The following is a 13,204-nucleotide window of genomic DNA, read 5'->3' on the forward strand; positions in this document are numbered from 1 at the left end:
CAGTCGGCTCAACCCGCCGGGTGCTCCGCCTCGCGCTTCGCCGTCACCGCCGCCCGCTTCGCCCGGCTGCGGAACCAGCCGGTGGTCCTGCGGATGGCGACGTAGAAGACCGGGGTCAGGAACAGGCCGAAGAAGGTGACGCCGATCATGCCGTAGAACACGGCGGTGCCGAGCGCCTGACGCATCTCGGCGCCGGGTCCTTGTGCGATCACCAGCGGCAACACGCCGAGGATGAAGGCGAAGGCGGTCATCAGGATCGGCCGGAGCCGCAGGCGGCACGCCTCGATCACCGCCGCCACCGGGCCGTTGCGGTTCTGGATCTCACCCTGGGAGGCGAATTCGACGATGAGGATGGCGTTCTTGGCGGCGAGGCCGACGAGGACGACGAGGCCGACCTGGGTCAGGATGTTGTTGTCCATGCCGCGCATCATCACGCCGGCGAGCGCCGACATGACGCTCATCGGCACGATCAGGACGATGGCGAGCGGCAGCGCCCAGCTCTCGTACTGAGCCGCCAGCAACAGGAAGACGAAGATCACCGACAGGGCGAAGACGAAGATCGTCGAGCCGCCGGCGAGCTTCTCCTGGAAGGCGAGTTCGGTCCACTGGAAGCCGGTGCCCTGCGGCAGCACCTTCTGGGCGATCGCCTCCATCTTGTCGAGCGCCACGCCCGAGGAGACGCCCGGTGCCGCCGAACCCTGGAGCGGTACGGCGGTGTACATGTTGTAACGCTGGATCAGCGCCGGGCCGGCGACGTCGCGGATCTCGACCAGGGTGCCGAGTGGCACCAGGGCGCCGGTCTGCGAGCGCACCTTGATCTGGGCGAGGTCCTCCTTGGTCATGCGGAAGCGCTGATCGGCCTGGGCGCGGACCTGATAGACGCGGCCGAAGGCATTGAAATCGTTGACGTAGGCCGTGCCGAAATTCTGCTGGAGAGCGGCGAAGACGGCTTCGACCGGCACGTTGAGCATCTGCGCCTTGGTGCGGTCGATGTCGACGCGGACCTGCGGCGTCGAGGCGGTGAAGGTGGTGAAGACGCCGCGCAGTTCCGGATCCTGCGCCGCCATGCCCATCATCTGATAGGCGAGGCCGAGGATGCGGTGCATGTCGGCCGAATCCTTCTCCTGGATTTCCAGTTTGAAGCCGCCCTGGTTGCCCAGGCCGCGCACCGGCGGCGGCGGCACCGCGATGGTGAAGGCCTCCTGGATCGGCGAGAGCCTCTTCAGGATCTCGCCGACCAACGCGTTCGAGGTCCTGCCCGTCTTCAGCCGCTCTTCGAAGGGGGCGAAAGGCACGAACAGGACGGCGCCGTTGGAGGCGGGGGTGAAGGTGGCGGCGTTGAGACCGGCGATCTCGACCGTATGGGCGACGCCGTCGATGTCGCGCACGATCCGCCCGGCCTTGGCCACCACGTCCTGCGTCCGGGTGAGCGAGGCGCCGTCGGGGAGCTGGATGATGACCAGCGCATAGCCCTGGTCCTGCGCCGGGATGAAGCCGGTCGGCAGCGTCTTGGCGAGCCACACCGTCGCGCCGATCATGCCGGCGTAGACGACGAGCGCCACCAGCTTGAAGCGCAGCACGAAGCCGACGGTCGCGGCGTAGCGGTCGGCGATGCGGTCGAAGGCGGTGTTGAAACCGTCGGAGAGCCAGCGTCCGAAGCGGGCGAGCGCCCCCGTCGGCCGGTGGCCCGGGTCGTGAGCCTTGAGGAGCAGCGCCGCGAGCGCCGGCGACAGGGTCAGCGAGTTGAAGGCCGAGATCAGCGTGGCGACCGCGATGGTGACGGCGAACTGGCGATAGAACTGGCCGGTGATGCCGGGGATGAAGGCGGCCGGCACGAAGACGGCGGCGAGCACCAGGGCGATGGCGATCAGCGCCGTGCCGACCTCGTCCATGGTCTGGTGGGTGGCGTCGCGAGGTTTCAGCCCGTCGGCGATGTTGCGCTCGACGTTCTCGACCACGACGATCGCGTCGTCGACGACGATGCCGATGGCGAGCACCAGACCGAAGAGCGTCAGATTGTTGAGCGAATAGCCGAGCGCCGAGAGGACCGCGAAGGTGCCGATCAGCGACACCGGAATGGTGGCGAGCGGGATGATCGCCGTGCGCCAGTTCTGCAGGAAGACGACGATGACGACGACGACCAGGATCACCGCCTCGAACAGCGTCTGGTAGACGGCGTCGACCGAGGCCTGGATGTATTCCGTCGGGTTGAACGGGATGGCGTAGGCGATGCCTTGCGGGAAGCTCTTGGCGAGCTCGTCCATGGCGGTGCGGATCTCCTTGGCGGCGGCGAGCGCATTTGTGCCCGGTCGCTGGAAGATGCCGATACCGACGGACGACTTGCCGTCGAAGGAGGAGAGGTTGTCGTAGCTCTGGGCGCCGATCTCGACCCGCGCCACGTCCTTCAGGCGGACGATGCGGCCGTCGGCGGTCGAGCGGACGATCACCTCGTTGAACTGCTGGGCGTCCTGGAAGCGCCCTTGCGTCTTCACCGAGAACTGGAAGGCGTTGTCCTTGGGCGCCGGCTGGCCGCCGATCGAGCCGCCGGAGACCTGGACGTTCTGGGCGCGCACCGCGGCGATGGCGTCGTCGGCGGTCAGCCCCAGGCTCGCCAGCTTGTCGGGATCGAGCCAGATGCGCAGCGAATAGAGACGCTCGCCGAAGATCGTCACGTCGCCGACGCCGTCGAGGCGCAGGAGCGGGTCACGGACGTTGGCGCGAGCGAAGTTCGACACGTAGAGCGGATCGAGCGACCCGTCGGGCGAGTACATCACCACGACCATCATGATGTCGGGCGACGACTTGTTGGTGGTGACGCCGAGCGACTGCACCGCCGAGGGCAGGCGCGGCATGGCGATCGACACGCGGTTCTGAACCAGAACCTGCGCCTTGTTGAGGTCGGTGCCGAGCTTGAAGGTGATGGTCAGCGCCATCGAGCCGTCGGCGGAGGCGTAGGAGGACATGTAGAGCATGTCCTCGACGCCGTTGATCTGCTCCTCGAGCGGCGTTGCCACGGTCGCCGCCACCGTTTCGGCGTCGGCGCCGGGATAGTTGGCGCGCACCACGATGGTCGGCGGCGCGATCTCGGGATATTGCGACACCGGCAGATTGCGGAAGGCGATCGAGCCGACGAGGATCAGCAGGATCGACAGGACCGAGGCGAAGATCGGCCGGTGGACGAAGAAGTGAGCGAAGCGCATCGGGTCGCGTCCTCACTTGGCCGGCGGCTGAGCGGCGGGCGCGGCGGGTGGAGGCGGGGCCGGGATCGCCGGTCCGACCGGCGGCAGCGCCACCATCTGCGGCGTCACCTTGACGCCCGGCCGGATGCGCACGATGCCGTTGACGGCGATCGTCTCGCTGCCGTCGAGACCGGAGCGGATCAGCCGCCAGCCGTCGATCTTGGGACCCGGCACCACCGGCTTCTGAGTGGTCGAGCCGTCCGCGGCGACGACGTGGACGATGCGGCGGGTCTGATCGGAGGCGATCGCCTCGTCGGGCAGCAGGATGCCCTTCTTGGTGCCGCCGAGCGGCACACGGATCTTGCCGAAGAGGCCGGGGGTGAGGAACAGGTCGTCGTTGGCGACCTTGGCGCGCACCCGCATGGTGCCGGAGGCCTGATCGACGCGGTTGTCGAAGAAGTCGACGCGTGCCTTGCGCTTCGGCTCGGGTTCGTCGGTGGTGCCGACGACGCCCTCGAGGCCGACGATCGAGGCGCTCGGGCCGCCGCTCGCCGCGGCGCGCTCGAAGGCGAGGAAGGTGGTCTCGTCGACGTCGAAATAGAAGTCGATCGGGTCGGCGGCGACGATGGTGGTCAGGAGCGTGTCGTTGGCCGCTACGAGCGTGCCCTCGGAGACCAGGGTGCGCGACAGGCGGCCGTCGATCGGCGCCTTCACCTGGGTGAACTCGAGATTGAGCTTGGCGGCGGCGAGCGCAGCGCGGTCGCCGGCGAGCTTGGCGGTCGCCTGGATCACCGCCTGGCGGCGCTGATCGAAGACCTGTTCGGTGATGTTGCCGGTCTTCTGCAACTGAGTGGCGCGCTCGAGGTCCCCGTTGGCGAAGGAGAGCGTCGTCTCCGACACGGTGACGGCGGCCGCCGCCTGATCGACCGACGCCTGATAGGGCCGCGGATCGATGGCGAAGAGCAGGTCGCCCTTCTTCACCGTCGCGCCGTCGGTGAAGGCGACCTTCTGGAGGTATCCGGCCACCCGCGACTTCACCTGGACCGACTGGGTCGCGTCGAACCGCCCGGTGAAGGCGACGTGCTCCTGGACGTCCTTGATCACCGGCTTGGCGACGGTGACCGGCGGGGCAGGGGGCGCGCCCTGTGCCTCGGCCTCCTGCGCTGCGACGAGGCAGGCGACGGCGAAGACGGCGGGAAGAAACAGGTGCCGCATGGGAAACCTCGGTGCGCGAAAAACGAGTCGCGGCCGGAGACGCGATCCGGCCGCGGCCCATATCAGCACGAGGAACGGTGTCTCGTCACCTTAATGATGGGTCATGCTGTGACGATCGACCATGTCGCCCGCCGCGGTCAGGCCGCCGCCGCGGTCGCCTCGCCGACGAGCCGCCGCAATCGGGCGATCGCCTTCTCCGACAATTCGGCCGCCAGGAATTCGACACCGAACTCCTCCTCCCCGACCCATTTGACGACACAGGGACAATAGATGCCCTTCTCGCCGCTCAACTCCATCTTGTCGCCGACCGCGACGCCGGCGATCGTCTTGACCTTGGCGCCGGTCAAGGAGACGTCGAGACAGGTCGCCTGTTCGCTGCGGCCGTCGCACCGCACCTCGATGAGGTGCCCGGTTTCGACCCGCTCGGCGCGCCCGTCACGGCGGTCGAGCGGACCGCGGCGCAGGGTCACCAGGAATTCCTTCACCGTCGCGGAGAGGCGATCGCCTTCGGACGAGATCGTATGGGTGCGTTGGCGGATGCCGCTGGCCAGCGTCGCCGTTTCGCGGGCGATCTCGGAGATGCCGTGGATGTCGCCGGTGACGGTACGGGTGCCTTCGAAGGCGTTACCGACGTTCTGGGCGATGTCGTCGGTCGCGGCGATCTGCGCTTCGATCGAACTGCGCATGGCGCCGGTGATGGCGTCGATCTCGGCGATGGTGCCGCCGATGCCGAGGATCGAATCGACCGCCGCCCTGGTCGCCGCCTGGACCTCGCCGATGTGGCGCGAGATCTCGCCGGTCGCTCGGCCGGTCTGTTCGGCGAGCGTCTTCACTTCCGAGGCGACGACCGCGAAGCCGCGTCCCGCCTCGCCGGCGCGCGCCGCCTCGATGGTGGCGTTGAGCGCCAGGAGGTTGGTCTGCGCGGCGATCTGATCGATGAGGTCGATGACCGCGCCGATCTTTTCCGCCGCCTCCGACAGGCCGGAGACGATCCGACCGGTCTCCTCGGCGCGCGCCACGGCGGTGCGGGCGATCACGGCGGAGCGGTCGACCTCGGTCCCGATGCCCTTGGCCGAGGAGGTCAGCGCGGCGGCGGCGTCGGCGACCGCCTGGACGTCGGAGGACGCCGTCTCGGACGTGCGGCCGACCGAGGCGGCACGTTCGTCGGTGGCGCCTGCGCCGGTTTCCATCCGGCTGGCGGCGTCGCCCATGTCGCGCGACCCGTCGATCAGGCTCTCGACGATCGAATTGATCGTCTCGGCGAAGTCCGAGGTCGAGACGTTGAAGGCGTCGATCCGCGCCTGGATCATGTCGGTGGCCTCGTTGATCGTGTCGGAGGCCATCAAGAGGGCACCGTTCATGCCGTGCGGCAGGATGCGGCGGTAGTACCGATTGTGACGGACGGCATCCATGGCGGCGCTCGACTCGCGCACGAAGGCGTCGAGATGGTCCGCCATGTCGTTGATCGCGTCGGAGAGGCGGCCGATCATGCCGGCCTGATCGAAGACCAGATCGCGGGTCTCGAAATCGCCGGCGGCGACCGCCCGCGCCACGCCGATCGATCGGTCGATGCCGGCGGCGATGCGCAAGGCGTTCCAGGTCGCGAAACCGACGGCGAGACCGGCGACGCCGAGCAGGGTGAGGGCGGTGATCGTCTGGCCGAACCAGACGGCCGCCGCGGTCGCGGTGATCGCGGCCAGGGCCAGGGCGCCGGGGAGGAGCGCCTCAGAGCGCGAAGATGAGCTCGTCATAGCTGGCCGCCTTCGATTTCACGATTTCCATCAGACGAGAGAAGGAAGCCTTCAGGCCGTCCTTGGCGTTGGCGTGGGAGGCCTCGATCCGCAGGAGATCGGCATAGACCGGCTCCATCACCTCCTCGATCACCCGGCGATCCGGCACCCGGCGATTGGAGTGGTAGCCGACGACCTCGCGCGCCTCATCGTAAGACGGCGTGACATGGGCGAAGACCCAATAGAAATCGCCGGTCCGCGTCATGTTCTTGACGTAGGCGAAGACTTCTTTCTTCTCGGCCAGTTGGTCCCAGAGGAGCTTGAACACCGCTCTCGGCATGTCGGGATGACGAATGATCGAATGGGGTTTGCCCATCAATTCGTCCCGCGTGTAGCCGGCGACCTGTGAAAAAGTGCGGTTCGCGTAGGTGATGCGCCCCTTGAGATCGGTCTTGGAGACGATGATCTCCTCGGGGCGGAACGTCACTTCCCGATCCGTAGGCGAAACAATTGCACCCATCGAGAAACACCCGCTTCGAGTCCGGCAGGAAAGTCTGCTTTCTAAAGGTTTTGTGTCAGGAGCGTTAACAAACCGTTCCGTTCTTTTCGTCGGATGAATACGGGTAAGTTACGTAGCGTAATATTTGACCGGACACATGACGAGAAAGGAAACGTCGACGGAATTGCACGAGCCGTCGAAGTGAAGACCGGCGGCGTACCCCGCCGGGGTCGTCGCGGATGTGTGGTTGACCTCCGTACTTCGATCCGAGGTCGGCTCGGCGTCGCGCGGCCGGCGCTGCACGTGCGAATAATATGGGCACGAAAATTTCAAAAAGAAAAAAATTGCGTTGATTTTTTGCGGCGCATCATCATAATCGATGTGTGGCCGGTGCTTCGCGGCACCCGTCATGGCCCTTCTGGGCGTTTCCTCCCTAGACTTGGGCCGCCGTCACAGGCGGCCTTTTTTTGCGCCGCAGTGAGGCGGGTCCGGGTCAGGCCGGCGTTGGTCGGGCGGGCGTACGCCGTCGGCCGAGAGCGTTGCGAGCCACGGTCTGGGAGCGGCGTCAATCGCGCGGCAGTCGCATCGGCCGCCCGTCGGGACCGCGCAGCGGGAACATCGCCGCCTGGAACGCCGTCGACATGTGTCCGGCCTTCTCGATCGCCTTGTCGGCGAGGTCGGCGGGCAATTCCTCTCGCGCGGTCTCGGAGAACAGGGCGATCCAGCGATCGAAATGTTCGGGCGTCAGTTCGAGCTTCCAATGGGGCGGGAAGGGCCGCCCCATGTAGCGGTCGGAGCCGATCAACTGGCGCGACCAGAAATCGATGATCACCTTGAGATGCTCGTCGAGCGCCGGAATGGCGCGGAAGATCGGCCCGATCAGGTCGTCGGCGTCGCCCTTCACGTAGAAGCGACGCACGAGGCGCTCGATCGCCGGCTCGATCTCGTGCGGATCGTGTTCGACGGTGAGCGTGAGGAGGTCGCGCTCCATGGATCATCCTCGTCTGGGAACGGTCCCGAATTGCTCGCAGGTCGGTGGAGCCGGAGGCAATCGGTAGAACCACGCAGTCACCCACGGTCACCCGGTCCCACGCGAACCGGGTTGCGCGGTCAGACCGGGGCGATGACGTGGAAGAACGTCCCGGAGACGCGGCCGCGGCGGCTGCCGGTCGGCACCTGCGGCGAACCGTAGGCGTCTCCGGCGAATCCGAAGGGGGCGTCGGTGCCGGGATCGACGATGGTGGCGTAGTGGAACTCGTGACCGCGGAGCCGTGTGCCGGCCGGGCCGAGCGGCCCCTCCGACAGCGTTTCCGCCGTCCGATAGCCGAGATTCATCTTGCGCTTCTCGAAGGATGTCGCGACGTCGAGCAGGGCTGTCATGGGGTGGGTCACGCCGGCGGCATCGGTGAGACTGCGGCCGAGCACCATGTAGCCGCCGCACTCGCCGTGGACCGGCTTCGTCGTTGCGAACCGCCGCAGCCCGTCGAGGAAGGTCGACGCGGCGGCGATCCGTCCCGCATGGAGTTCCGGATAGCCGCCGGGCAGCCAACAGACGTCGCAGCGCGGGCTCGGCGCCTCGTCGGCGAGCGGCGAGAAGAACTCGACATCCGCACCGGCGGCGCGCCACCCGGCGAGGAGATGAGGGTAGAGGAAGCCGAAGGCGGCGTCCCGGGCGACGGCGATCCGCTGGCCCGGCGGCGGCAGGAGCTTCGCACCGGTCGTGTCGAGCGCGCGCAGCGGTCGCGCCGCGCGCGTCATCCGGTCGAGATCGACGTGGGCCTCGACGAGGTCGGCCATGCGCTCGAGCAGCGCCTCGAGGCCGTCCGTTTCGGCCGCCTGGACGAGACCGAGGTGGCGCTCGGGGACGGCGATGTCGCCCGTCCGCGGGATCGCGCCGAGGACGTCGACGCCGATGGCTCGGATGGCGTCGCGCACCAGCCGGGTGTGGCGCTCCGAGCCGACGCGGTTGAGGATCACGCCGGCCAGGGCGAGATCGGGCGCATAGGCCTTCACGCCTGCGACGATCGCCGCCGCCGACTGCGACTGACCGGAAACGTCGTGGACGAGCACCACCGGCAGCCCCAGTGTCGCGGCGACATCGGCGCTCGAGCCCGTCCGCCCCGCTTCGCCGGGCACACCGTCGAAGAGACCCATCAGCCCCTCGGCGAGAAGGAGATCGGCGCCGGCGCTGGTCTCGCCGGCGAGCCGGGCGAGGAGGGCGGGGGGCATCGACCAACTGTCGAGATTGAGGCTCGGCCGGCCGGTCGCGGCGGCGTGGAAGGCCGGATCGATGTAGTCGGGGCCGCATTTCGCCCCGGCGACGGCGAGGCCGCGCCGCTTCAGCGCCCGGAGGGCGCCGAGCGTCACCGTCGTCTTGCCGCTCGACGATCGCAGCGCCGCGACGAGGAGGCCGCGCGCCGGGGTCATACGGTGGCGTCGGGGAAGCCGAGGGCGGCGCGCACCGGCACGATCGAGCCGATCACGGTGATCGCCGGCGCCTCGATGCCGGCCTTGGCGACGTCGGCGACGGCGTTTCCGAGGGTCGAGACCAGCACCCGCTGCTCCGGCGTCGTCGCCTTGTTGACGAAGGCGACGGGGGTGTCCGCGGTCATGCCGGCGCGCATCAGCTCGGCGATGATGGCGGCGAGGTTGTTCATCGCCATGTAGAGGACGAGCGGCACGCCGGTGCGGGCGAAGGCGGCCCAGTCGATCGCCTCCGGACCCTGCATGGCGTAGTGGCCGGTCATCAGGATGATGGCCTGGTTGGTGTCGCGGGTGGTCGCCGGGATGCCGGCGGCGGCGAGGCCGCCGAGGCCGGAGGTGATGCCCGAAACCACCTGGAAGGGGATGCCGGCGGCGTGGAGCGCCAGCGCCTCTTCACCGCCGCGGCCGAAGACGAAGGGATCGCCGCCCTTGAGGCGCAGGACGCGCTTGCCCTGGCGGGCGAGTTCGATCAGACGATCGGTGATGTCACGCTGCTTGGCCGAGGGTTTGCCGCCGCGCTTGCCGGCGAATTCGAGTTCGGCATCCTTGCGGACGAGCTCCAGGATCTCGGGCGAGACGAGCGCGTCGTAGACCAGCACGTCGGCGGTGCCGAGCGCGTGGATGGCGCGGGCGGTGAGCAGTCCGGGGTCGCCGGGGCCGGCGCCCACCAGCCAGACGGAACCCGGCTCGAAGGTCGGCATGTGCCGGCCGAGCGGTCCGAGATCGATCATGGCGCATTCCCTCCGTTGACGTCCTTCCCGGATCAGATACCAAGTCGCACGATGAAAGACGACACCTCCTTGATCGAAGATACGAAGGATTCTCGTCTGCGGCGCGGCTGGACCACCGGGTCCTGCGCCACGGCGGCGGCCAAGGCGGCCTTTTCCGCGCTTCTCGGGCGCGGCTTTCCCGATCCGGTGGAGATCGCACTTCCCGGCGGCGAACGGCCGAGCTTCGCGCTGGCCACCACCGAAATCGGTGCCGATTTCGCCCGCGCCGGCGTGGTCAAGGACGCCGGCGACGACCCCGACGTCACCCACGGCGCGCTCGTCGTCGCGACCGTTCGCCGCGCTGCGGCGGGGAGGGGGGTCGTCTTTCGCGCCGGAGACGGGGTCGGCACCATCACCCGTCCCGGTCTGCCGCTCGCCGTCGGCGAGCCGGCGATCAATCCCGTGCCGCGCGCCATGATCGCCCGCGCCCTCGCCGAAGTCGCGGAAGCCGCTGGGGCCGCGGTGGACGTCGAGGTCGAGATCTCGATCCCGAACGGCGAGAAGATCGCGGTGAAGACGCTGAACCCGCGCCTCGGCATCCTCGGTGGCCTGTCGATCCTGGGGACGACCGGCATCGTCGTGCCCTTCTCCTGCGCCGCCTGGATCCATTCGATCCACCGCGGCATCGACGTCGCCCGCGCCATGGGGTTCACCCACGTCGCCGGGTCGACCGGCCACACGAGCGAGGTCGCGGTGCAGGCGCTCCACCGCCTCGACGAGGTGCAGCTCATCGACATGGGCGACTTCGTCGGCGGTATGGCGAAGTACCTGCGCAGCCATCCGGTCGAGCGGGTGACCGTCGCCGGCGGCATCGGCAAGATGGTCAAGCTGGCGCAGGGGCTCGCCGATCTCCACTCCAAGCGTGGGTCGGTCGATCACGATTTCCTGGCTGAAATCGCGGCGCAGGCGGGTGCGGCGGCGGATGTGGTCGCGCGGGTGAGGGGAGCCAACACGGCGCTCGAAGTGCTGGAGATCGCGCGCGAAACCGGCTTCGATCTCGGCACGCCGATCGCCGAGGCCGGCTGGCGAACGGCGGCGAAGCTCCTCGACGGCGCGCCGATCGCGCTCGAGGTGGCGGTGTTCGATCGCCGCGGCGGGCTGGTGGCGACGACAGGGTTCCGACCGGTCGGTATGTAGCCGGATCGCGTTCGGGTCGGGAGAGGGAGGCGAGCTTACCGACCGACCGGTCGGAATCATCGCTCTCTCAGATGTCCAGTTCCAACTCGTCGGCGAAGGCGGCGCGTTCCTGGATGAAGGTGAAGCGGGCCTCGGGCTTGTTGCCCATCAGGCGCTCGACCGAATCCGCCGTCGGTTGTTCGCTGTCGTCGAGGATGCCGACGCGCAGAAGGGTGCGCGAGCGCGGATCCATGGTCGTCTCCTTGAGCTGGTTCGGCATCATCTCGCCGAGGCCCTTGAAGCGGCCGATCTCGGGCTTCTTGTTCTTGAACATCGTCCGCATCAGCTCGTCGCGATGCGCCTCGTCGCGGGCGTAGGCGGTCTTGGCGCCGTGGGTCAGCCGGTAGAGCGGCGGTACGGCGAGATAGAGGTGGCCGCTCCTCACGAGGTTGGGCATCTCGCGCCAGAAGAAGGTGACGAGCAGCGAGGCGATGTGGGCGCCGTCGACGTCGGCGTCGGTCATGACGATGATCTTGTCGTAGCGCAGATCCTCGTCGCGATAGGCGGAGCGCAACCCGCATCCGAGCGCCTGGACGAGGTCGGCGAGCTGCTGGTTGGCGCCCAGCTTCTCGCGCGTCGCCGAGGCGACGTTGAGGATCTTGCCGCGGAGCGGCAGCACCGCCTGGGAACGGCGATCGCGTGCCTGCTTGGCCGAGCCGCCGGCCGAATCGCCCTCGACGATGAAGAGTTCGGAGCCCTGCGCGGCGCTGTCGGAGCAGTCGGCGAGCTTGCCCGGCAGGCGCAGCTTGCGCACCGCGGTCTTGCGCAGGACCTCCTTCTCCTGGCGACGCTTGAGGCGCTCCTCGGCGCGCTCGATCGTCCATTCGAGGAGTTTCGCGGCATTGGCGGGCGAGGCGGCGATCCAGTGGTCGAAGGCGTCCTTGATCGCCGTCTCGACGATGCGGCTCGCCTCCTGAGTGGCGAGCTTGTCCTTGGTCTGGCCGACGAACTCCGGTTCGCGGATGAAGACCGACAGCATGGCGCCCGAGGAGGTCATGACGTCGTCGGTGGTCAGCACGCCGGCCCGTTTGTTGCCGACGAGATCGGCGTAGGCCTTGAGGCCGCGCAGGAGCGCGATGCGGAAGCCGGCCTCGTGAGTGCCGCCCTCGGGGGTCGGCACGGTGTTGCAGTAGGAGGAGACGAAGCCGTCGCCGGCGAACCAGGCGACCGCCCATTCGACCGCGCCGTGGCCCGACGTCTTCGCCGTCTTTCCCGCGAAGAAGTCCTCGCAGACGAGGCGCTCGCCCTTCAGCCGTTCGGCGAGGAAGTCCTTCAGGCCGCCGGGGAAGTGGAAGACCGCCTTGTCCGGCACCGGATCGGCCTGCGACACGCATTCCGGTGCGCAGGACCAACGGATCTCGACGCCGCCGAAGAGATAGGCCTTGGAGCGGGCCATGCGGTAGATGCGTTCCGCCTTGAAGCGCGCGCCCTCGCCGAAGATCTGGGGATCGGGGCGGAAGCGCACCGTGGTGCCGCGACGGTTCATGATCTCGCCGAGACTTTCGAGCCCACCCTGCGGATTGCCGCGAGAGAAGCGTTGGCGATAGAGCCGCCGGTTCTTGGCGACCTCGACCTCGAGGAACTCGGAAAGTGCATTGACCACCGACACGCCGACGCCGTGCAGACCGCCCGAGGTCTCGTATGCTTTGCCGTCGAACTTTCCGCCCGAATGCAGCATGGTCATGATGACTTCGAGGGCGGATTTGTCGGGGAACTTCGGGTGCGGATCGACCGGGATACCGCGGCCGTTGTCGGCGATGGTCAGCGTCCCGTCGGCGTCGAGCGCCACTTCGATGAAGGAGGCGTGGCCGGCCACCGCCTCGTCCATCGAATTGTCGATGACCTCGGCGAAGAGATGGTGCAGAGCCTTCTCGTCGGTGCCGCCGATGTACATGCCGGGGCGGCGGCGAACCGGTTCGAGGCCTTCGAGGACTTCGATGTGGGAAGCGTCGTAGTCGCTCTCGCCGGGCGTGGCGCGCTTCGACGAGGCGGCCAGCGTCAGCGCCGCCTTGACGGCCTCGGCCTTGGCGGCCGGCGTCTTCGCCGGCGCCTTGCGCGCCGTCGCCGCTCCGCCGAAGAGATCGTCACTCGCCATCTGCCGACACCCGTCCTTCGCGCTCGCCCGTCGCCATCCCGGCGCGGGCGCCGTTC

At 68.3% G+C, this 13,204-nt stretch carries 9 protein-coding genes; 1 reads left to right on the top strand and 8 read right to left on the bottom strand.

Annotated elements, in window-relative coordinates:
- Window positions 1-8: 8 nt before the first annotated feature.
- From V7Q42_RS11255 to cobA, 7 genes are all read right to left on the bottom strand, one after another.
- A complete protein-coding gene (locus V7Q42_RS11255; RefSeq protein WP_333824153.1) occupies window positions 9-3,200 on the bottom strand; it encodes an efflux RND transporter permease subunit in 3,192 nt (1,063 codons plus the stop codon).
- A 12-nt stretch (window positions 3,201-3,212) separates the two neighbouring features.
- A complete protein-coding gene (locus V7Q42_RS11260) occupies window positions 3,213-4,394 on the bottom strand; it encodes an efflux RND transporter periplasmic adaptor subunit (protein ID WP_333824154.1) in 1,182 nt (393 codons plus the stop codon).
- A 137-nt stretch (window positions 4,395-4,531) separates the two neighbouring features.
- Window positions 4,532-6,145 carry a methyl-accepting chemotaxis protein gene (locus V7Q42_RS11265; RefSeq protein ID WP_333824155.1) on the bottom strand — a complete coding sequence of 538 codons (1,614 nt, stop codon included), beginning with the start codon at window positions 6,143-6,145 and terminating at the stop codon, window positions 4,532-4,534.
- Window positions 6,120-6,644, bottom strand: a complete 525-nt coding sequence (locus V7Q42_RS11270; protein ID WP_333824156.1) for a PAS domain-containing protein — start codon at window positions 6,642-6,644, stop codon at window positions 6,120-6,122. The genes V7Q42_RS11265 and V7Q42_RS11270 overlap by 26 nt, the downstream gene beginning before the upstream one ends.
- Before the next feature lie 544 nt (window positions 6,645-7,188).
- Window positions 7,189-7,614, bottom strand: coding sequence for a group III truncated hemoglobin (locus V7Q42_RS11275; RefSeq protein WP_333824157.1), 426 nt, complete (start codon window positions 7,612-7,614; stop codon window positions 7,189-7,191).
- A 119-nt stretch (window positions 7,615-7,733) separates the two neighbouring features.
- Window positions 7,734-9,050: a cobyrinate a,c-diamide synthase gene (locus V7Q42_RS11280; RefSeq protein WP_333824159.1), complete on the bottom strand. Its 1,317-nt coding sequence runs from the start codon at window positions 9,048-9,050 to the stop codon at window positions 7,734-7,736.
- On the bottom strand, window positions 9,047-9,838 hold the full coding sequence (gene cobA / locus V7Q42_RS11285; protein ID WP_333824161.1) for a uroporphyrinogen-III C-methyltransferase: 792 nt from the start codon (window positions 9,836-9,838) through the stop codon (window positions 9,047-9,049). Before cobA ends, V7Q42_RS11280 begins: the two co-directional genes overlap by 4 nt.
- Window positions 9,839-9,907: 69 nt before the next feature.
- Here cobA and V7Q42_RS11290 point away from each other — a divergent pair, with 69 nt between their 5' ends.
- A complete protein-coding gene (locus V7Q42_RS11290; RefSeq protein ID WP_442958189.1) occupies window positions 9,908-11,014 on the top strand; it encodes a cobalt-precorrin-5B (C(1))-methyltransferase in 1,107 nt (368 codons plus the stop codon).
- A 67-nt stretch (window positions 11,015-11,081) separates the two neighbouring features.
- Here V7Q42_RS11290 and parE read toward each other — a convergent pair whose 3' ends face one another.
- Window positions 11,082-13,148 (bottom strand): DNA topoisomerase IV subunit B, encoded by a 2,067-nt coding sequence (gene parE, locus V7Q42_RS11295; protein WP_333824165.1) that lies wholly within the window; start codon window positions 13,146-13,148, stop codon window positions 11,082-11,084.
- Between the last annotated feature and the right edge of the window lie 56 nt (window positions 13,149-13,204).

This window comes from Pinisolibacter sp., from assembly GCF_036782435.1.
Lineage (GTDB): Bacteria > Pseudomonadota > Alphaproteobacteria > Rhizobiales > Ancalomicrobiaceae > CALBKH01.

Bases quoted from the DNA above. Each gene is read 5' to 3' on its own strand.
- V7Q42_RS11260 (WP_333824154.1), bottom strand. From the start codon at position 4,394: ATGCGGCACCTGTTTCTTCCCGCCGTCTTCGCCGTCGCCTGCCTCGTC.
- V7Q42_RS11255 (WP_333824153.1), bottom strand. From the start codon at position 3,200: ATGCGCTTCGCTCACTTCTTCGTCCACCGGCCGATCTTCGCCTCGGTC.
- V7Q42_RS11270 (WP_333824156.1), bottom strand. From the start codon at position 6,644: ATGGGTGCAATTGTTTCGCCTACGGATCGGGAAGTGACGTTCCGCCCC.
- V7Q42_RS11280 (WP_333824159.1), bottom strand. From the start codon at position 9,050: ATGACCCCGGCGCGCGGCCTCCTCGTCGCGGCGCTGCGATCGTCGAGC.
- parE (WP_333824165.1), bottom strand. From the start codon at position 13,148: ATGGCGAGTGACGATCTCTTCGGCGGAGCGGCGACGGCGCGCAAGGCG.
- cobA (WP_333824161.1), bottom strand. From the start codon at position 9,838: ATGATCGATCTCGGACCGCTCGGCCGGCACATGCCGACCTTCGAGCCG.
- V7Q42_RS11275 (WP_333824157.1), bottom strand. From the start codon at position 7,614: ATGGAGCGCGACCTCCTCACGCTCACCGTCGAACACGATCCGCACGAG.
- V7Q42_RS11265 (WP_333824155.1), bottom strand. From the start codon at position 6,145: ATGACGAGCTCATCTTCGCGCTCTGAGGCGCTCCTCCCCGGCGCCCTG.